Source organism: Pedobacter sp. AC379 (genome assembly GCF_979258145.1).
The window spans coordinates 1,449,964-1,470,380 of record NZ_OZ409839.1 but is presented as its reverse complement, the minus strand read 5'-3'; the positions used below and the strand labels follow the sequence as shown (position 1 = coordinate 1,470,380).

At 41.8% G+C, this 20,417-nt stretch carries 21 protein-coding genes and 1 pseudogene; 8 read left to right on the top strand and 14 right to left on the bottom strand.

The window, feature by feature from the left end; translation table 11 throughout:
- From ACZZZW_RS06525 to ACZZZW_RS06475, 11 genes are all read right to left on the bottom strand, one after another.
- A complete protein-coding gene (locus tag ACZZZW_RS06525; protein WP_039474427.1) occupies positions 1–477 on the bottom strand; it encodes a heme-binding domain-containing protein in 477 nt (158 codons plus the stop codon).
- Between the two features lie 7 nt (positions 478–484).
- Positions 485–1,057 carry a DUF3347 domain-containing protein gene (locus ACZZZW_RS06520; protein ID WP_231491311.1) on the bottom strand — a complete coding sequence of 191 codons (573 nt, stop codon included), beginning with the start codon at positions 1,055–1,057 and terminating at the stop codon, positions 485–487.
- Positions 1,058–1,172: 115 nt separating this feature from the next.
- On the bottom strand, positions 1,173–1,661 hold the full coding sequence (locus tag ACZZZW_RS06515; RefSeq protein WP_039474432.1) for a DUF3347 domain-containing protein: 489 nt from the start codon (positions 1,659–1,661) through the stop codon (positions 1,173–1,175).
- A gap of 108 nt (positions 1,662–1,769) precedes the next feature.
- The gene (locus tag ACZZZW_RS06510) at positions 1,770–2,207 is read right to left on the bottom strand and encodes a hypothetical protein (RefSeq protein WP_463492621.1); all 438 of its coding nucleotides are present in this window, start codon (positions 2,205–2,207) and stop codon (positions 1,770–1,772) included.
- 286 nt (positions 2,208–2,493) lie between these two features.
- Complete coding sequence (locus tag ACZZZW_RS06505) at positions 2,494–3,708, bottom strand: efflux RND transporter periplasmic adaptor subunit (protein ID WP_052266075.1); 1,215 nt, start codon at positions 3,706–3,708, stop codon at positions 2,494–2,496.
- On the bottom strand, positions 3,701–4,969 hold the full coding sequence (locus tag ACZZZW_RS06500) for an efflux RND transporter periplasmic adaptor subunit (RefSeq protein ID WP_039474437.1): 1,269 nt from the start codon (positions 4,967–4,969) through the stop codon (positions 3,701–3,703). Before ACZZZW_RS06500 ends, ACZZZW_RS06505 begins: the two co-directional genes overlap by 8 nt.
- Entirely contained in the window at positions 4,944–6,179 is a 1,236-nt protein-coding gene (locus tag ACZZZW_RS06495; protein WP_082018557.1) for a TolC family protein, read from the bottom strand. Before ACZZZW_RS06495 ends, ACZZZW_RS06500 begins: the two co-directional genes overlap by 26 nt.
- A gap of 4 nt (positions 6,180–6,183) precedes the next feature.
- Positions 6,184–8,076 carry an efflux RND transporter permease subunit gene (locus tag ACZZZW_RS06490; RefSeq protein WP_039474440.1) on the bottom strand — a complete coding sequence of 631 codons (1,893 nt, stop codon included), beginning with the start codon at positions 8,074–8,076 and terminating at the stop codon, positions 6,184–6,186.
- Positions 8,073–9,347 (bottom strand): efflux RND transporter permease subunit, encoded by a 1,275-nt coding sequence (locus ACZZZW_RS06485; protein ID WP_039474443.1) that lies wholly within the window; start codon positions 9,345–9,347, stop codon positions 8,073–8,075. Before ACZZZW_RS06485 ends, ACZZZW_RS06490 begins: the two co-directional genes overlap by 4 nt.
- A gap of 46 nt (positions 9,348–9,393) precedes the next feature.
- Entirely contained in the window at positions 9,394–9,642 is a 249-nt protein-coding gene (locus ACZZZW_RS06480) for a heavy metal-binding domain-containing protein (RefSeq protein ID WP_039474446.1), read from the bottom strand.
- A 133-nt stretch (positions 9,643–9,775) separates the two neighbouring features.
- Positions 9,776–10,159, bottom strand: coding sequence for an HYC_CC_PP family protein (locus ACZZZW_RS06475; protein ID WP_425339063.1), 384 nt, complete (start codon positions 10,157–10,159; stop codon positions 9,776–9,778).
- Between the two features lie 222 nt (positions 10,160–10,381).
- On the opposite strand from ACZZZW_RS06475, the gene ACZZZW_RS06470 reads away from it, so the two are divergent.
- The 4 genes from ACZZZW_RS06470 to ACZZZW_RS06455 are packed head-to-tail and all read left to right on the top strand — an operon-like array spanning position 10,382 to position 12,069.
- Positions 10,382–10,774 (top strand): ArsR/SmtB family transcription factor, encoded by a 393-nt coding sequence (locus ACZZZW_RS06470; RefSeq protein ID WP_039474454.1) that lies wholly within the window; start codon positions 10,382–10,384, stop codon positions 10,772–10,774.
- Positions 10,771–11,379, top strand: coding sequence for a mercuric transport protein MerTP (gene merTP / locus ACZZZW_RS06465; protein ID WP_039474459.1), 609 nt, complete (start codon positions 10,771–10,773; stop codon positions 11,377–11,379). The genes ACZZZW_RS06470 and merTP overlap by 4 nt, the downstream gene beginning before the upstream one ends.
- Entirely contained in the window at positions 11,369–11,593 is a 225-nt protein-coding gene (locus ACZZZW_RS06460; protein WP_082018558.1) for a GDCCVxC domain-containing (seleno)protein, read from the top strand. The genes merTP and ACZZZW_RS06460 overlap by 11 nt, the downstream gene beginning before the upstream one ends.
- Before the next feature lie 59 nt (positions 11,594–11,652).
- The gene (locus ACZZZW_RS06455) at positions 11,653–12,069 is read left to right on the top strand and encodes a bleomycin resistance protein (protein WP_039474464.1); all 417 of its coding nucleotides are present in this window, start codon (positions 11,653–11,655) and stop codon (positions 12,067–12,069) included.
- A gap of 595 nt (positions 12,070–12,664) precedes the next feature.
- Here the strand turns inward: ACZZZW_RS06455 and ACZZZW_RS06450 are convergent.
- The 3 genes and pseudogenes from ACZZZW_RS06450 to ACZZZW_RS06440 form a co-directional block, all read right to left on the bottom strand.
- Entirely contained in the window at positions 12,665–14,368 is a 1,704-nt protein-coding gene (locus ACZZZW_RS06450) for a recombinase family protein (protein WP_463492620.1), read from the bottom strand.
- A gap of 494 nt (positions 14,369–14,862) precedes the next feature.
- Positions 14,863–15,794: pseudogene (locus ACZZZW_RS06445) on the bottom strand (DUF5996 family protein).
- Entirely contained in the window at positions 15,791–16,348 is a 558-nt protein-coding gene (locus ACZZZW_RS06440; protein ID WP_463492619.1) for an NADPH-dependent FMN reductase, read from the bottom strand. The pseudogene ACZZZW_RS06445 and the gene ACZZZW_RS06440 overlap by 4 nt, the downstream one beginning before the upstream one ends.
- 320 nt (positions 16,349–16,668) lie before the next feature.
- Here ACZZZW_RS06440 and ACZZZW_RS06435 point away from each other — a divergent pair, with 320 nt between their 5' ends.
- The 4 genes from ACZZZW_RS06435 to ACZZZW_RS06420 all read left to right on the top strand — a co-directional run bounded on the left by ACZZZW_RS06435 (position 16,669) and on the right by ACZZZW_RS06420 (position 20,412).
- On the top strand, positions 16,669–17,247 hold the full coding sequence (locus ACZZZW_RS06435) for a hypothetical protein (RefSeq protein ID WP_463492618.1): 579 nt from the start codon (positions 16,669–16,671) through the stop codon (positions 17,245–17,247).
- A 278-nt stretch (positions 17,248–17,525) separates the two neighbouring features.
- Positions 17,526–18,539 (top strand): type IV toxin-antitoxin system AbiEi family antitoxin, encoded by a 1,014-nt coding sequence (locus ACZZZW_RS06430; protein ID WP_162235813.1) that lies wholly within the window; start codon positions 17,526–17,528, stop codon positions 18,537–18,539.
- Positions 18,529–19,305, top strand: coding sequence for a nucleotidyl transferase AbiEii/AbiGii toxin family protein (locus ACZZZW_RS06425; RefSeq protein WP_463492617.1), 777 nt, complete (start codon positions 18,529–18,531; stop codon positions 19,303–19,305). The genes ACZZZW_RS06430 and ACZZZW_RS06425 overlap by 11 nt, the downstream gene beginning before the upstream one ends.
- A gap of 81 nt (positions 19,306–19,386) precedes the next feature.
- Positions 19,387–20,412: a BT4734/BF3469 family protein gene (locus ACZZZW_RS06420; RefSeq protein ID WP_055909777.1), complete on the top strand. Its 1,026-nt coding sequence runs from the start codon at positions 19,387–19,389 to the stop codon at positions 20,410–20,412.
- Positions 20,413–20,417: the final 5 nt, after the last annotated feature.

Here is a 20,417-nt window from a genome sequence, read left to right as displayed (position 1 = left end):
TTAAAGAGCAGTGAGATTCTTTCTGGTCAAACTATCCCTTGAATCCTGTACCCACTTTATGAGTATCGACTTTTCCCTCGGATCTAATATTGCATTTCTGTGGATCATGATATAAGAAGAAAGCGGCATTGTACCATCTTTTAAGCTATTTTCTATGGCCCGAAGTTTGTTCTGACGCCTTCGCAAGGTATAGCCGGCGAATTCATTAAAGTTTAGCTCCTCTTTTCCCGATCGTATGTGACTGTTAAGGTACCAGTGAAGCGGCTGAACATAGGCATACCATGGATATTCTGTGTTGTTGCTATGACAGTCATAACATGATTTTTTAAGTATCCCCTGTACATCATCAGGCACAGGAACAAGTGTGGATATATCCTGAGGCATAACCTGCGCGCTTTTATTGCGTGCAGGCTGTAAGATCTGCATAAGCAGGAAGATAACTAATAGCCCAAGAAAGATTTTCTTTATGCCCGTCATTTTTGTGCTATTTCAGTTCTTCCTTAACAGTACCACAGGTCGGCATCGTTTTTCCAAGGTAAGGGTTTTTGATCTCCTTTACCTCACTCACCCACATCGCACCCTTGTTGTTGTTGTACATGGGACAACGGTCAACATACAGGGGCTTGTCAGTGCCAAGGAGCTTGATCATGTCGTACATGTCTTTGCTCAGCATATCGAAATGCTCACGTTGATGGGCAATATTGCCTGCATTGGAACCGATATGCTCTGCGTGCTCCTTGGCATCATCCCGAATATCGCTATATGCCCTGGCCTGCTCCGAGGTCAATGATTTTTCATCAAAACTGGCGAACCCTGCGACTATTTCACTGCCTGCGGCAGCAGCTTGTTTATCATCGTCCGTGGTAAGGGCATTTTTCAGTTTCAGATAGCCGGATAAAAGCGCAGCCGTTTGGTTTTTTTTTACCTTATTGGTTTCCCTAGAAACATTTTTGGTCGTGGAATCCGCTACAGCAGAATCTTGCTTTTCATTTTTGCCATTTGTACAGGCGGCAAGGAAAAATAGTGGGCCCAGAAGGCTATATATTAATGTTTTCATTGTTATTGATATATTTTGAATAAATTATTTCGAGCTGTATGTAGAATATATGCACAGCTATATTGAACGGACCAAAACATCTCAATGCTAAATGTCCGTTCAATAACAATATGAATTATTTGATAGTCTCTTTTACTGCACCACAGGTCAGCATCTGCTTACCGAAATAAGGGTTTTTGATGCCAGCGTTATCAGAAAGCCAATAGCTCTTTTTCATCGGACAGTAGGCATAATAAACAGGCGCTTTGGTGAGTTTAACCGCTTTCGCCAGTTTAAAAAGATTGGCAGAAAAAGTTGCGAAATGTTCTCTCTGATGGGCAATATCCTTACTCTCCAATATGTGTTTGGCATCAAAGGCAAGCTTATCCTTCAAACCCATAAATATATTCATATCGGCTTCTGCCATTGATTTCATGTCCATATTGACCAACTCTTTGGAAAACTCAGCGGCTTTTGAGGCGGCGACTGTCGCATCTGCATTTATCAATGCATTTTTGATATCGTAATAAGAAGTTAAAAGTGACTGTGTCTGGCTATTTTGCGCAATGACGCGGCCAGTGAAAACGATTGCCAATAGGACAACCAGAAGAAATATTTTTTTCATGATTTTAAGATTAAATGTTTACGCTATTTCCGCAGGAGTTTTGTCCGCGCGAAAGTCAGGCACCATGTCAATGTAACACGGGCTCTATTGGTAATTCGTGGTGAAATCTTATATCTGAAAGCTATTGATGGTTATCCGGATGTCCCTATTGGGTGGCCGCTCCCGCTGTCCGGCGTAAACACTCTTTTTGAGAACCAGTTTGACAGAAGGAATTAAAAAATTGTAATGATAATCTGGAAGCAATAGAACAGGTAGGATAACCTGGTTTTTAACGCTTTGGGGAACAAGCTTCCCCTGAACCACAAGGTCGTTGACCAGAGTCTTGCAACAGGGTTCTTCTTTTGAAAGATTCGGTCCATTTGAAGCGCTGTGTTTATGCACATGTGCCCCTTTATGCTGATGATCATGTTTGTGATTATTCTTTTTAGAGGAAACATGTACACCACTTTCTCCATGATTATCTCTTTCCATTCCAACTGCACAGGCAAAGCCAACAACAGTGTTGAGCAGAAAAATCACTAAAAGAAAGATGGCTTTGGTTTTCATCAGACTACAAATCTATATAAAGATGCGAAATTAAATTTATATAATTTTCCATATCTTTTATATAATTATATTAGAAAATCACCTCAAATTTCTGACATTGAACTTGTTTCAATATTTTTCGGCCCCTCGAAAAGTAATTTCGTTTCGCCGACTCCGACCTGTCAAATGCTGGATTTGCTTTTCTACAAAGTCCAGACAGTATTTAGCGCAATCAAGTTACATACTATGCCAAATTTTACTTACCATGGGTATTTATCCATAACATATGACGCACCAAATCATAACCTTACCCTCCATTTTTAAATATCGATTCACTCTCCAACAGGTAGGCTCCAGTTGTGACCACTATTTCACCTGGTGAAATGCCGGACAATACCTGCACATAACCCTCGTTCCCTGCTCCGGTACTGACCTTTCTTCCAGAAAAACTTCCATCACTATTTTTGATCCATACCTTATTGCCTTTACCTCCTGCGAGTATTGAAGATCTGGGCACAGCAACAGCATTCTGTTTTCCATTATCAATGGAAATGTATGCCAACATCCCCGGCCTGATCAGCCCTTGCGTATTTGGAACTGCGATCCGGATGAGCACAACCTTAGATTCATCTGATAGTTCAGGATTTAAAAATCCGACCTTACCTTTAATAACCTGTCCGTTCAGGTCTGGAAAAGAGACATTCACCATGTCATTTTCCTTATAGTTTCCGCTTTCGCTGGCATATAACTGCGCCTCTATCCATAGACTGTTCAACCCTTGGGTTTTTAATATAGCCATCCCTTCGGTTACATAGTCACCTTCATGGACCGCTATATCACTTACCGTTCCATTGACCTTACTGTATATGGTAGCTGTTGCCGATGCTTTGGATAAAGAAGAAAGGCTTTTGATCTGGGCGGTGTTCAGCCCCCACAATAATAATTTGTGCTCTACTGTCTTGATCAGGGCCTCATAATCTACATCGGGATTATTTAAAACTTTCTGTTGCTGTCTTGCCAAAAGGTATTCTTTTTCGGCCGATAAGAGGTCTTCACTATAAATGGAATACACTGCCTGACCAATTGTTATTTTCTCTCCTACAGACCTAACAAATAAACGCTGTATCCGTCCGGCTATTCTTGCACTGATCTCTTCTGCCCTACTTTCATCTGTAACAACAGTTCCGGTCAGCAGTTTTTCACCCCCTGTATTTTCTTTCCTTACTGTATCAACCATTATTCCGGCTAACTGGATCTGACTTGCGGTTAATGTTATTTTTTCCGTGGCTGAATTCCCTGAACCAGTAAGCTCAACTTTGATCAGCTTCATACCACAGATCGGACAGTTGCCCGGATGGTCTTCATGTATCTGTGGATGCATCGAACAGGTATAGTAAAATTTGCTTTTTACTTTTACCACCGGCTGTACTTTTTGTTTACAGCTGTTGAATATACTTACTGAAAGCACCACAAACAGCAAGACACAGATCCTTTTCAGGTTAATTCTTTTTATATTATTCATGACCCTTTGTTTTGATGAAACTCTCGCTGTCTGTTAAATACCCTGCATCTACTGCCAGCGTATCGGTTGCGGAAAGGCCTCTTGTTATCTGTATTTCGTTCCCATTGAAAGTCCCAATATTTACGCTATGTGCATAGTATGAGCCGCCTTTTTTTAACCAGATTATTTTTGTCTGCCCAAGATCCTGCAGAGCAGACCTCGGTATCCAAAGCCCTTTGGATTTTCCCGTCCCTATCGAGGCATTGATTAAACTGTTTACCTTCAGCTGATGTTCCATATTGTCCAGATAAACCCTGACGCTAACTGTTTTGTCACCTTGCTGAAGGGTAGGTTCAATAAAATCTACTTTCCCATATAGCGTTTTACCTGGCAGATCGGGTAGTGTAATCTTAACCGGTTGATTTAACTGTAAGCTGGCCAGTGAATTTCTGTCAATCTTGATAATGGCCCACAGCCTATGGGGGTCAACAACATTGAACAAAGTCTGTCCTTTTTCTACATATATCCCCTCTTTTATAGCAAGGGGCATGTTACGACTGAAATCAGGGCCTTGGTCTGAACCCACTGCCCCAGCCATCTGGCTATGTGCAGCATCATGGACATGCCCTTCGTAGGCACTGTATACTGGTAAGCTATAAAATGCTTTGCCCGTTCTGACTACCTGCTCAACCTGGACAGCTGTCATTCCAAGCAGCAATAGTTTTTGCTTAGCAGCCCTGAGCAACTCGGTTTCGCCTGAAGAATTCTTTGCGATATAGATCAGGTCCTGTTGAGCGGTTACCATATCTGCACTGTATATATCAAAGATGCGCTGTCCCGGATGGATCTTCTGAAAGGCAAATTTGATGTACACCTTTTCGATGCGTCCGGAAAAACGCGAGGCGATATTGTTAAATGTCCGGGTATCAAAATCCAGATAACCTTCTGCGGAGACCTGCGTGGCCACTTCTTTTTCTTGGGGCAAGGCAAAAGCCACCGAGGAGATCACCGTACTGTTAACAGGCTCCAAAACTGTTTTTAAGCTGATGCCCGAACCCTCGCTTGCCTGACCTGCTTTTTTTACCAGTGTCATCCCACAGATCGGACAATTACCAGGATGATCCTCCAGTACCTGTGGATGCATCGGGCAGGTATATTGTACAGCGGTTTTGGATTGAGACCCGACCGGTGCCTGGTTAGGATTGGAACAGGCGGCGATCAGCAACATACCAAAAAGAATGACCGGTAATATGATCTTAATGCATTTCATTTTCTTTTTCATAAGCTACCTGTATTAATAATATTTCCCCTAACCGTTCTAAAGCATCTATCCTTGCTGTCTGCAGACTTTTTATGCTTTCCAGTACTGGCAGCAGTTCACCGGTATTCTGTTCATAGACGAGGAGCGATGTTTTATAACTGTTCTGTAGGGCGGGAATAATGTTCTGCCGGTAGTTTTTCAACTGCCTGGATTTACCTGTCCATGCAGCCTTCAGTCCAGCCAGCTCTCCTTCTGCCTGGTTGAGGAGCGAGATCTTGCGTTCGCGCTGCTGATCTATTTCGTATTGATTGCCCTTCAGGTTTGCTTTATAGCTCTTGGAAGACCAGGGTGCAATTGGGATGGTGATTGAACCCATTAAAATGTACTGGTTGGGCATCCCGCCATAACTGAACATATGTCCCGCCTGCAGCCCGAAGTCGGGTTTACGTTTACTGTATTCTACTTTGGCATTAAGCTGTTGCAGTTCTATACTGCGATCAATCCCCCTGATATCGCTCCGTACCGATGCAAGTGTAGCCGTATCGGTCACTGTAGCCGCATAATCCCTGACCACAAGACTCGTGTCTACCATAAAATCCTGCCCCTTGTCCCGGTTCATCAGTGTATTGAGCAGGATATTTTTCTGTTTGATTTCACTTTTAATTTCTTCCCGGCTATTGTCCAGTTGAAACAGTTCAGCTTTGGTCTTATAGATATTATCCAGTTTTTCCTTTCCATAGGTAAGCCGGATATTGGAAGCCTTTAACATGTATTCCAGTAAGCCACTGGTGTTATCCAAAACTGCCAGTTTCTTTTCCAGGATTGCCCGCTCAAAATAATATTGTTTGGCCTGTGCGTTCAACTGGTTGTTCATGTATTTCTTTTCTTCGGCGGTAACCCTGGATATGCTTTTCATGTAGTTTTCCTTTGCACGGAGCTTGGCCGGGTTGGTGAACATCTGATCGGCAGTAACCATAAAGGAACCGCCATCGGGCTTAAGCTGATAAGGCGTCTGGTACTGTCCTGCGCTCAGCTTTGGGGCATCCAGGCTTCTGGCAGAGCCCGCGTAGGCATTCTGCGCATTGATCTGCGCGTCGTAAGTCCGCAATAAGGGGTTGGCCGCAACCCTTGCCAGCACGCTGTCCAATGATAGGTATTCCTGCTGTGCCTTAACCGTTAAGCTAAGGGTACACAACAATAGGCCGTATATTATTCGATGATTTATTTTCATGGCTTTATTCTTTTACGTCCAGCACTTCCAGTTTGCCATACTTCCTGAGTTCGTGCTCTTTGACCATTAGAAAAATGAGTGGGGTAACAAGGAGTATATGCGTTGAAGAGGTTAATACACCGCCAATCATGGGAAGCACGATCGGCAGCATCACGTCACTTCCTGTCCCTGTAGCCCATAATACCGGAACCAGACCAAATAGGGCGACGCAGACAGTCATCAGTTTTGGGCGCAGCCGCTTTACCGCGCCGTTCATCACATAGGTCCGCAGGTCTTCTTTACTGATTGTTTCGCTGGAATTACCTTTCTCCGCGACCAGCCGCTGCATGGCATCATTGAGGTATATGACCATCACGATCCCCGTTTCAACGGCAATACCGAACAGGGCAATAAAACCTACTGCAACAGCAACAGATAAATGCACACCAAAAAAATAAACCATATATGCCCCGCCGATCAGGGCAAAGGGGATAGAGATAAGACTGAAGAAGGCTTCCCTTATCGAATGAAAAGCAAAATACAGGCAGGCGAAAATGATCAGCAGCACAATGGGCATAACGAGCTTCAACGTACGTTCGGCACGGATCAGGTTCTCGTACTGTCCGCTCCATTCTATAAAATATCCCTTGGGCAGGGTTTTCGCCATACCGTTCAGTTTATCCTGCGCTTCTTTGACTGTACTGCCCAGATCACGGCCACGTACATTAAAGAGTACCGTTCCGCGCAGCAGTGCGTTTTCTGACTGGATCATCGCCGGCCCGTCACTGATGGTAATATGGGCAACCGAAGATAGCGGGACAGGCCCGAATGATGGGGTCTGCACCAGTGTGCGCCTGATCTCATCCAGGCTGCTCCGATAATCCTGTGCCAGCCTTAGGTTTACGCTGAAGCGCCTCCGGCCCTCAATGGTTGGCGTAACGTTCATGCCGCCCAGGGCACTTTCTACCACCTGGTTTACATCGTCTACACTGAGTCCATATCTTCCTATTGCTTCCTTATCAACCTGTATATCCAAGTAGCGCCCGCCGGTAATCGGATCCACATATAGATCCTTGACCCCGTTCAGTCCCTGTAGTGCCTGCTTCATCCTGCCGGATAAAGCGTAGAGGGTATCCAGGTTCTGCCCATAAACTTTTAAACCTACGTCGGTACGGATACCGGTAGAGAGCATATTGATGCGGTTGATGATCGGTTGGGTCCATCCGTTTACCACCCCGGGGATCTGAAGCTTCGCATTGAGTTCATTTATGATGTCTTCTTTTTTAATGCCCTTGCGCCATTCGCTCCTGGGCTTTAGAAGAACAATCGTTTCTACCATACTGATTGGAGAATTATCCGTGGCTGTATTTGCCCTGCCGGCTTTGCCCAGTACATTTTTGACTTCGGGTACACTTTTAATGATCCTGTCCTGTACCTGCAATAACTGTTTGGCCTGCGAATTGGAAATATCGGGCAGGGTTACCGGCATAAACAGGATCGATCCTTCGTCAAGCGGGGGCATAAATTCACTGCCCAGACTGAGCAGCAATGGGACACTGATCAGAAGTGCAATGATATTGATCCCGATTGTTGTCTTCCTCCATTTCATGCACCAGCTGAGGATGGGCTGATAGATTTTTTCAAGGGTTCGGTTCAATGGGTTATGCGCGTCAGTCCTTAGCTTTCCCTTTAGAAAAAACGAGATCAGCACGGGTGCCAGTGTTACTGCCAGAACAGCATCTATGGCCAGTATAAATGTCTTTGTCCATGCCAGCGGGCCAAACAGCTTGCCTTCCTGCCCTTCGAGCAAAAATACCGGCAGAAAAGAAGCGACAATGATCAGGGTTGAGAAAAAGACACCCCGGCCAACCTGTTTGCAGGAGGCTTCTATAATTTTGATTCTTTCGGATGTGGTCATAACGTTTCTTCTTCTTGTGCAATGGATAGGTTGCGGTGTGAATTTTCGACCATGACAATGCCGTTGTCTACAATAACGCCTATGGCAAGTGCAATACCGGTCAGGGACATAATGTTGGAGCTGATGCCAAATGCATTGAGTAGGATAAAGCTTGCTGCGATGGTAATGGGTATCTGGATGATGATGCTCAGGGCACTTCTCCAACTGAACAGAAACAGGATGACAATAATGGATACGGTGATCATCTCCTCGATCAGTGTATGCTTTACCGAGCTGATGGCGCTTTCGATCAGTTCACTCCTGTCGTAAGCAATCTTAAACTTTACACCTGAAGGCAGTCCGCGCTCGATCTCCTTCATCTTGTCCTTGACCGCGTGGATAACCTGGTCTGCGTTTTCGCCATAACGCATCACCACGATCCCCCCAACGGCCTCACCTGTGCCGTTCTCATCAAAGATGCCCAGGCGCAGGTCTCCGCCCATCTGAACGGTGGCAATATCGCGTACCCTGACAGGAACACTTTTTATCGTGCCGATCGAGATATCCTCAACATCCTTCAGGCTTTTGATATAACCGAGGCCACGGACAATGTAGCCGGTTCCGTTCATTTCAAACTTGCGGCCACCGACATCGTTGTTGTTGCTCTTGACGGCCTTAAGTACCTGGGATAAAGGAATGTTATAGTAATTGAGTTTATGTGGGTCAATATTGATCTGGTACTGTTTTTCAAACCCTCCGAAGGAAGCGATTTCACTTACGCCGGGAACCGTCTGCAGGCCGAGCTTGATATACCAGTCCTGGAGTGCGCGCTGCTCGCCAAGATCTATGCCCCTCGCATCAAGGGTATACCAAAGCACATGCCCAACCCCAGTTCCATCAGGGCCAAGTGTTGGCGTAATACCTTCAGGCAATAAACGTTGTGCATAGTTTAGCCGTTCAAGCACACGGCTCCGTGCCCAGTAGACATCTACCTTATCATCAAAAACAATATAAACAAAGCTCATCCCGAACATGGATGTAGCACGGACCGCCTTGACCCTGGGAATGCCCTGAAGGTTGCTCACCAAGGGATAGGTCACCTGGTCTTCCATGATCTGGGGACTCCGGCCCTGCCATTCGGTAAAAACGATTACCTGGTTTTCCGAAAGATCGGGTATGGCATCGATTGGGTTTTCGCGGATGGCATAACTGCCCCATGCAAATAAGGCTATTGCGACCAGCAGGACAATATACCTGTTCTTTAAGGACAGGGAAATAAGTTGATTGATCATCTTAATTATAATTGGCCCGGAACACGCCGTTCCGGGCATGATGAACTTACATTTTCATTTTACCTGTTTGCTTTTTAGGCGCTTCCCTTTTTACGAGCGTCATGCCGCATTTGGGACATTTCCCGGGCTTATCGCTTAAAACTTCCGGGTGCATCGTGCAGGTGTACTGCACTTTGGGCACAACAGCCTTTTTTGTTTTTACGGTAGCCTGTTTGGTGGGCTTGGCGGGTGTCTGCGCAAATAGGGAGATACCAGAAAACAGCATGGCAAATGCCACAAAAACTAATTTTTTCATGTGTTGGAATTTTAGGAATTGAATAATGGCATAGAGCCAAACAATGGCCTACGCGTGATTTATAATTAAGAAAATTGATTAAAAACGGAATGCTCCGCAATCTTTTCCAGAGAGGAAAAGGCAGAAAAGAGGATTAAATCCGGTAAGTGCAGTTGAGGATATAGATCGGTGTCTCGGGCTGCCTGGGCGGGGCATTGGCCTGATAAGGCTGAACGTCGGCGCGATCAGTAAAGAGATTTACCTGTGAAAACCGTATAGGTTCGGGAAGGACCGCTGGCATAGGAACATCCAAGGTCACCACATCAGCACTGAAATGGGTGTCCTTAATTTTAAGGCTTTTCCTTTCGTTCTTACAGCAGTTATCCTTTGTTTTGGCCTTAACATCGTTCTGGTCTGGTAAAGCAAGGATAAGTTTTACTGAAGCCAGTCTTCCACAGCAATAAAAACGGTTTACAGCCATCCCTAAAGAGGATAGCATGTAGATCACTGTTATTATTATGACTGCTGTACGTTTCACAATTCTAATATAAGAATATTTTAGATGAACTAAGTAAAGTTAACCTGAAATCAGATTACAGGTTTATATAATTTCCGGAAAATGTTATAAGATTATGATTGCAGTCGGTCAGGTTCAAAGTATCCGTCAAAACAAATCATATACTTTCCGTATAAAAAAAATCAAAAAGACAGTATTTAAGCATTTGCTTAAATAATTATATACCCATACCTTTAGCCCTTGATGATAAAAAACACGGACAATCTGAGTAACTGTATCCGGGAAAAAGCAAACCCGATGCAGATTAATGGATGCAGAAACAAGATCAAGGAAAACGCATACTCTTTTTCCCAATTGTCGGGTATATTATCCTTAGCTGGAAATGAAGTCCGCCTGAAAATACTTTATCTGTTGCAACAGGAAAAGGAGTTGTGTCCCTGTGATCTAAGTGATATCCTTGGCATGAGCATCCCGGCAGTTTCTCAACATCTGCGTAAGATGAAAGATGGCAATATTATAGGATTCAGAAAAGACGGTCAGACAATATTCTATTCCCTTCGGAATGAACACCTAAGACTGATGCAGCCTTTCTTTACTATGATTAATCAAGCCAATGCTTTAATTGAAACAGTATGAGCAAAGTAAAACATAACAACAAACTCATAGGTTCGGGAATACTTTTGGCACTCAGTTCTTCCCTTTGCTGTATTGTTCCATTATTGGCACTGCTGGGTACCACGGGAAGTACCTTATCCATGTTCAGTTGGATCGCTCCCTTAAGGCCATACCTGTTAATGGCAACTGCCCTGATTTTAGGTTTTGCCTTTTACAGGGCATATAAACCCACTCCAAAAGATGGATGTGGTTGCCCGGAAAGGAAAAACTGGCTGCAATCCAAAGGCTTCTTATGGATAGTAACAGCACTTTCAATCGTGCTGGCTTCTTTTCCGTATTATGCAAAGTTCCTCCAAAAGAAATTGCCAAAACAAGAAATTAGCATTAACTCCAATGTTCAACAGACTGTTATTCAAATTCAGGGAATGAGCTGTTCTTCTTGTGAAGGTCATGTAAATCATGCCTTGCGGGAAAGAAAGGGTGTGCTGGAAGTCAGAACTTCATATTTAAAAGGTGAATCCTTTGTAAAGTTCGACAGTACCCAGATATCAATTGTGCAGTTAGTCTCTTCCATCGAACATGAAACCGTTTATAAAGTAAAAAGCAAAAAAAAAGATGTCAACTAAAACAATATTCCTGCAATCAATAATCACCTGCCCACTTTGCCAGCATCAAAAGGAAGAGTCAATGCCTACGGATGCCTGCCAGTATTTTTACGAATGTGAAAACTGTCACGAGCGCTTAAAACCATTACAGGGTGACTGCTGTGTCTTCTGTAGTTACGGAACAGTAAAGTGTCCACCGATACAGGAAAACAGAACCTGCTGTTCTGCCAAATAATTCTTTTAGAACAGCAAAAAAAAAGCGCTTATCGAATGCTGGAAAATAGATAAATTTTTATGATAGGATTTAAAAAAAGCATTCCGGCACTGCCGGTTGTAAGTATAGCGAAGGCTGTAGAATTTTATGAGAACAGGATGGGTTTCACTACGCGTCACAAAGAGGAAACATTCGCAATAGTTGTACGGGGTGGAATCGAAATTCACCTATGGGCATCTTGTGACCGGAGCTGGAAATATAGAAGCATAATGCTTTTTCTAAAGCCAATCTGGAGCGGCGCAGAAACATTTCTAGCAGGGACAGCGAGCTGCAGGATAGAGGTAGAGGGAATCGATGAACTACATCAAGAGTATAAAACACAGGGAGTGCTCCACAATGAACATTCAGACATCGAAGAACAGCATTGGGGGCATAGGGATTTCTCGATACTTGATCTTCACGGAAACCTTATTACATTTTATGAGGCAATTGGTTGAGTGTCTTTAATGTAGCTCCGGGAAGTACCTGATTTATATTGGCGTATTTAATGATGGCTTATATGTATTTGGACAAAGGCGGTAGCTGTAAATAATAGTATGGCCAAAACCACAATTGTTCTTTTTATAATGATCTATAAAGAATGATTTAGATAAATATTTCAATTTAGGACGATAGAAAAATAAGCTACAAAGTTTAGGTGTCTGCCAAATGGAAACAGAAATAGCCTACAATTAGGTGTATATAATCCATATTGTTCTGAACAGGTAAAACCTGAACCTGAAAGATGTCTCATCCTGCCTTAGCTTGTCATCAACAGATACAGAAAAACACTTACAATAATTTCTTTTTCCTATACTGCCCCTCAATTTTATTCTTCACCACTTTTTCAAAGTTTACTATCGCTTCGCAATGCTCATAAAAGTTCGAACTTCCGCGGATTGACTCTACTAAAGGAAACAACCTATACCAGTTGTTTCCTTTTTTTATGACCATAAGAATTTGTCACCCAAATCGTTACGACCTCACTTAAAGCAGTTCGATAATTAAGAAATTTTCTTGGATTATTTTGGCTTTCAGATTGAAAATCAAATATTAATGCAACTGAGAGGCTTTTTTCCAGTTCGACGTTTCCTTAAGGATATGCTGATTTTTAGATCCAGCTGAACCGCTATAGGTTTTAGCAACAATGTACATCAAATTTAGAATCATGGCAGCTTCTTTTTCATCAACCTGAATTTTTTGCTTAGCTAAAACACGAATAGCAAGGTGTGAAGTCACTTTATGATCCGCAAAATTGGAGCTATAAGGAAGTATGTAATCGATATCGGTAATTTTAATATTTTTATTTTTGTTTAAAATCTTAAAGACGGCATTACAAGTGGACAGTAATACTTTACCATTTGCTACATCAATTTCTCTTACCGGGAAAAAACTCAGTAAGTGTTTTTTATCGCTTAAATCTAGCTTGTCAAAACTTCTAAATATATCCACAGATGATCTATCCGCGAATTTAATCTGTTGAGCTAGACATAAAAGCTTAGTATTCACAACACTTAATTCCTTATTAAGACCTTCTAAAACAGCTATGACTTCATTTTTTATTGAGCTAAAATCATCAAACTTTAGCACATCGGACACAAATAGCTTTCTGGTTTTACCAAGCAGTTGATTCTGTTCATCAATCTGCTTACTTAGCTTTTTTCGTTCTGTTAAATACTCTATCTTCTTCGTTCCAATATTAAAGTCGTCTAACACGAGTGCAAATAATTCCGTCGCGTATTTCGAAAACCTCATTTTATGCAACTCTTTGGCATAACTATCATTTAATGCATCCGTTCTTACCCTTATTTTGCATTTACCTGAACAATGGTAATATCCGTATTTCTTGTTATAGCCCTTAGAAAAACTTCCCCGTAGTTTGCTTTTACAGGCAGGGCAGACTAAATATCCTTTCAAAAAGAAAACCTTTTTGAGTTCATCTGTCTTACAAAACACACTTCTTTTGGTAAGAATGACATTTTGAACCTGATAGAAAAGATGTTCAGATACAATAGGCGCATGAATACCTTGGACGAGCTGCGTGTTATCAAGACTAGAGGATAATCTTACTAGTCCGCAATAAACAGGATTTTGCAACAGTCTCCAAAAGTAAGATCGGGAGCACCTTAGCCCTTTTGCCGAAGCCATCATTCTAACTTCCTCAAGGCTATAGGAATTGGTAGACAACAACCGATATACCCAGGTCAATATTCCTGCTTCAGGCTGTTTGGGCGAAATATATTTCCGGCCATCCAGCGCTGTGAGGTTAATATATCCTATTGGTGCTCGATTCGGATAGCGTCCCAACTGTTTTGCCCTCCGTAGTCCATTTATAGTGTTCAATGCTCTTCTGGTATTTTCAGCTTCAGGAATGGAAAGGTAAACAGCAAGCATCACTGTACTTTCGGGAACAGAAAAATCAATTGGCTGATCAATAGCCATTGCATCAGTATTGCATTTCCGCAGCAAACCGATCATTTCATAAGCATATTCGATGTTTCGGCTAAAGCGATCCCACTTAATGAATAGGATATTATTTTTTTCGTTCTTGGAACTTTTCTTGAGTTCAATAATTAATTTTTTCCACTCGGGTCGATTGAAGTTCTTAGCCGAATAATCCTCACTAAATATTCCTTTAATCTCTATATTATTATGAGCGCAGTATTTTAACAATTGATCCTCTTGCTCAGGCAATGAATAGCCTTTTCGCTTTTGCTCATCTGTGCTTACACGGATATATAGATATGCGGATTCCATAGCATTCAAAGATTTTAGTCAAATAAATAACGAACAAAAGGTGATAAAAGTGGGTTATTGTTCCAGCCATCAAACAAATAGCTTTTTTCAAGCCTTAGAGATGCATAGCTTTAACTTACTTAACCTCTGACATTGAAGAAACGCTTCAAGATTTGTTTACCTTATACTGCTAGCATCGCAGTAGCATCCTTTTAGGATGAAAAATCACCGATTGGTAATTAGCTATGTGTTTACCGGTTTTAGCGTACAGAACAAGCATGACCTTGTTGGAACAAACCGCAAATAACCTCGAATTAGGTCGGTCAATTGTTTTTTAGATAGTTAGCGTAAATAATCTTACGGAATCTCTTAAGTGTCCGTATTACCTCAGTTGCTTGCTCATTCGAAAGTTGAGCAAACAATGGTATGGATTTTACTTCTTCAATTGTAATATCATTTGATTGGCTTAACTTTAATTCACCTAAATTTTCTTTAAAAATTCAATTTCTCCACAACTATACTTTAACAATTGGATTCATAAATTCGGGATTCCAGCTTGCCATTTTTGCCCCAATTTCATATGTGCTATTCAAAAAATCAATTAATTTCTGTTCGGGATCATGTGACTTTTGAACATCAGCATAGCTTAAAATAAATTCGCCCCGTTGTTTGTTATAGTAAGCTTCTTTTGGTTCAATCTCAACTTCACTATAACCTTTTGGCTCAGGGTAAATATAGCAGTAGAATGCTGCTTCATTAAGGTCGTCATTACCTGGTAAAAACCCAACCGTCAACACTTCTTGAGAAAAAGCATCTTGAAGCACCCAATTTGGCATACCGGGCATTTTACCTGGGTGTGCAGGTGCTTTTCTTCCAGAAAAAAATGATAATGATAAATCAAAGCCTCCCCAGAACAATTGAACGGGACTACTTTTACCCTGAAACCTACTTCGATGCCCAAGAAAGACACTATGAATATTTAACAGAGCGCGGTGAAAGTCACTGGCATGTCTCCTATCATAAGTATTGTGATACTCATCCAGTTCAAAAGGGATTGAATTTACGATTTCTGAAGGACGTGGAGAAATTATCACATCAATATTAACTTCTTTCAATATACCATATACAGCTTTATAAAACTCTGCTACAGAAATATTTTCCAGGCTAAGTTGTTTTGACTCGCTAAACTTGTCGTTAGCTGAAGTTGGTGCTGAATGAAATCAAAATCTATCTGGAATTGCTTTTCTTTATAATCCATTATCTGAGTGGTTAAACCACTTGGTATAACATGGAGAGTAATAGCCCAAGAGTGGTTGATCCAAGGCATTGTAGCAAGCTTTATCTTTCCAATTATCTGTGTAAATAATTGCAGCGTTTCATATGTAGGTTTTCCTAATTTATAAGAAAGTACTGGCCATTTTTTTATTGGATTTCGTTGATAACTCATGAAGCATTCCTTTTAAACCACACTATAAATGCATCTACAGCTTTTTGCAGAAGTTCTTTGGTATTCACTGCAGTCAAGTTTCCATCTTCATCAAAAAGCTCATTAACTTTGTGAAGGTAAACTTCTGGCTGTTGCATTGTTGGGATATTCAGAAAAACCATACTTTGCCTTAAATGGTGATTAGCTCCAAATCCGGATAGCGTGCCTGGCGAATTACTGAAGATGGCCGCTGGTTTTGAATCCCAAACGCTTGCACCATATGGACGTGATCCTATGTCCAATGCATTTTTCAAAACTGCGGGAACGGATCTGTTGTATTCAGGCGTTATAAATAACATCCCTTCAACTTTTGTCATCTCCTCCCTAAATTGGGTAATGGCTGCTGGAACTATATTTTCGTCATCAAAATCCTGATTGTAAATTGGAAGATCCGCCAGGGAAATTATTCTAAATGTAAAACCCCGTGGTGCCATTTCCAATACGGCATTACTGATTTTTTTTGAGAATGATTCTTTTCGAAGACTTCCTGCTAAAATGCCTATAACTTTGTTCATAATAATTATGTTTTTGATTTTAAAAAAAATTAACGCAATGAGGCTGCTTTAACCTAAACAGCCTCATTTGATAAAATACTGGACTTATTGTATATAGTACATTGCACTCTAAAGAATAAGACTTTGAACCTTACTCCCCCGCTCCTATTTTAAGAATTTGCCCCGAAAAACGAGGAAATAAACCCAGAGCTGGACAAACCGGAATAGATTGACCCCGTCTCACCAGCAATAGATTTGTTGCAAGTTTTTGATTATCTTCATGTTTAGAAATTGGCGAGAAGGGATCAAATTTATTGGAATGTCCAGTAAGCAATTCACGTATGGAAATCCTGATTAATAATGGAATCATCCGATTATCTGAAGCCTGGCTTAAGGATATACGTGACAACTATTCGCAATTGGAAAATAAATTCCTGGCCAATAATATAGATGCCTATTTGGCTAAACCAGAGGATTATGTTTTAACTGCAGAAAATATGCTCTCTTTACTCTACAGTAACCAGCTTAAGTTTGGCCAAAAATTGCATGTTTCAAGACTGGTTGATTCCAGCATGGTTGAGGAAGAGCCGAGGCTGGCTAAAGAACTAGCAAACTTTCAGTCCAGTCAGGACTACCGGGAAATGGATTATGGGTTATTGACAACTATATTAACTTATGCTAAAGGAGAGACGAGTAATAAATTATTCCAAATCCAACTGTCTTCACTATCTGACGAACAAGTATTAGAATGCATATATCTACTTGAACCCGCTTATCAAGCACTTTTGGAAAAAGGTAAATACCCAAAGCTCGATGCAACAGAACTTAACTGGAAAATTGTTCACGCATTTGAGCATCGTAAAATAATCAAACGTTCTAAACCTGAGAAAGATTTTATACGCGTGATTAATAATAAATAAAGTTGTCGTTTAATTAAACGATAATTGTCGAATACAAGTTTTATTATTATTGTTATTTGCTCGGACAATGTGGGATCAGATTTGCATACCAATCTATAAGTTTATGGTCATAATTATATAGGAGATGATGTTCTTTGAGAACATTGCGTTCATTAAAAAGGTTATGTTCATGTATCATGAACATAACCTCATTTATGAACATAATAAGTGTTTAAGTTGTATTTAAGATTAATGTTCATTATATTCGTCTGTTCATGTTACATGAACACGTTAAAATTATGAACATTAAGCATGAACAGATATTACAGCCCGCATTGAGCAAACTTATGGAGCTGACGGGGATGGAAATAAAGGTGCTGAACAGACCAGACAAGGAAAGAAGAGCAGATGCGATCATAGAGTTGCAACATGGCCTCCAAAGCTTTTTGTTAGAAGTCGAGGTAAAAACGGAAATCCGAACCGCCGCACTAGCCAACCTATTGGAGAAACAAAAGACAATAAATGGGAACCTGTTGATGGTATCAAGATATATACCTGCTCCGATGAAAGATGAAATGAAGGCCAACGGGATCAGCTACCTGGAAAGTTCAGGCAATTGTTATATAGCAATCAAGGGCATGTACATCTATGTGAGCGACCAAAAGAACCAGCTTTTAGCAATAGAAGAAACCAAGTTATGGGCGCCATCAGGCATGAAGTTCATTTTTGCGGTGCTGATGGACGAAGAACTATTGAATGCTCCGTACCGCAGAATTGCCTATACCGCCGGTGTTGCACTGGGAAATGTCGGAAACTTTATTTATGAAATGAAACGTGAAGGCTTCATCATAGAAGGCTCAAGGAACAAACAGGAAATGCTCCTGATTGATAACAGGCAGATACTAATTGACAAATGGGCAGACATGTACAGAGTTACGCTCAGACCAAAGCAACTAGTCGGCAAGTTCCGGTTCAATAAGAAGGAGGACAGAGAAAATTGGCATAATCATGCGGCATCTGACCTTGGGATATATTGGGGAGGAGAAACTGCCGGCGCCATTTTAACAAAATACCTATCGCCTGAAGTCTATACCATCTACTCAGACCAGGACCGGTTTGATCTGATGAAAAAAATGAAAATCGTTCCCGACCACAATGGTGAGATAGAGCTGCTCAGGCCATTCTGGAACGACGAAATATTCAACGGTGGGGATACAGTTCCACCCCTATTGGCCTACGCAGAACTAATCAGCAGCTTCGACAGCAGAAACAGAGAAACCGCGGCACGCATAAAGGAAAAATATGTTAAATAGGTATATACTAGAACCGGTCATATCGGAAATGCTCGCCGTTCTTCAGGAAGTATTTTCAAAATTCGAAATTGACTTTTACCTGGTTGGGGCAGTCGCACGCGATATCAATCTTTCTGTGAATCAGGAACTCGCTTCTACCAGAATGACTAAGGACGTTGACCTAGCCATTACGATAAATGACCAGGGACAGTACGATAAGATAAAGTCGGAATTAGTCTCTACAGGCCTCTTCGAGGTCCATGAGTCGGAAGCCATAAAGCTTTTCTACAAAGGAGCGGTAGAACTTGACCTTTTGCCATTTGGTAAAATAGAAGGACCCGACGGCAATGTAAAGCTAACTGACCCGACATTTGTACTCCATATGCCCGGCTTCACTGAGATTTATCCGTTCGTGCAGGATGTTGAGCTGACGGACGGACAAAGGATAAAAGTATGCTCCATGGAAGGAATCATTATGCTGAAACTGCTTGCAAACGATGACAGGCCGCAACGGACGAAGGACATCAGTGATATCGAGCACATCATTCAGAGTTATTTTGATCTTTATGACGGGGACATCTATGAACATCACTTCGATGTGATGGAGATGTATGACACCAATGAACGTGACTACATACAACTGGTTTGCGCCAGGGTGATCGGCCGCAAAATGCGCCTGATACTCAAGGATTCGCCAAAGCTTATGGAACGGATATCCGGAATATTAACAAAAAGACCAACACCGAGATGGTTGGCAATGCTTGATGGACTTAATGAAAACACCTAACCATTTTTACGCGATTCATTACTCTTGAACCAGGCAAGTTCCAAACTTATTTATATTTTATCCATGAATTAATCCACCATAATGACGCTCGAAGAAATACGTTCTCAACCGGTCGCTTTCCAGTATAATTCCTGGAGCGGTATCACCAGACACCTGACTGTAGGCCAGAGCCTGGATATGATCAAAAACGGCACCTACAAAAAACAGGTGGACAGGCTTCGCGGGTATCTTGCTGCGGGAGATAGAGATACTTATGACCAGGAAAAAAGAAAACTTCCCGCTGTTACCTTTGCTGCTGATTTTACTGAAAAAAGGAAGCGCCAATCGATAGCAGTTTACAATGGCCTGTGCGTACTCGATATAGATAAACTTACAGGGGAACAGTTAGAACAGGTAAAAAAGCAGTTTTCCGAAGACCCATATGTCTTCACCTTTTGGGAGTCGCCATCTATGGCTGGAGTGAAGGGGCTCGTCCACTTTGAATTTCCTGCAGATACCCTAGCTGCCCAAATCAACTTTCGCCATACCTATGGTTTTAGGAAAATATATGATTATTTTCTTGAGAAATACGGAATATCCCTCGATACCAGCGGAAGCGATGTGACCAGGTTATGCTTCTTCTCCCATGACCCTTTACTTTTCCTTCAGGATAAAATCCTTTCCTTTCCAATCGTTTATTCACCAGAAGAAATAACCCGTACTCGGGAATCGATAAAGTCTGCAGAATATACGTATTCGGCAGAGGCTACCATGGATCAGAAATTTAATCCCAAAGACAAAAACAGCCAGTCCAGCCGGACCAGAATCCAGGCAATCATCAGATTCCTTACCAAAAGAAACCTGTCGATTACCAGCAATTTCCAAAACTGGTATGAAATCGGATATGCCATGGCCAACACTTTTACCCACGAACTTGCTTTAAAATATTACCTTGCCCTGTCAAAGATGGATGGCAGAGCCTTCGATGAAACAGCATGTAAAAATATGTTGGAATATTGTTTTGCCAATTCGATGGGAAGGTTTAGCTTTGGAACCATAATATTTTACGCCAAGAAAGTTGGCTATGGAGAAGATGTAGGGGTACCTAAGGTGGCGGAGAAATCATGAAAATG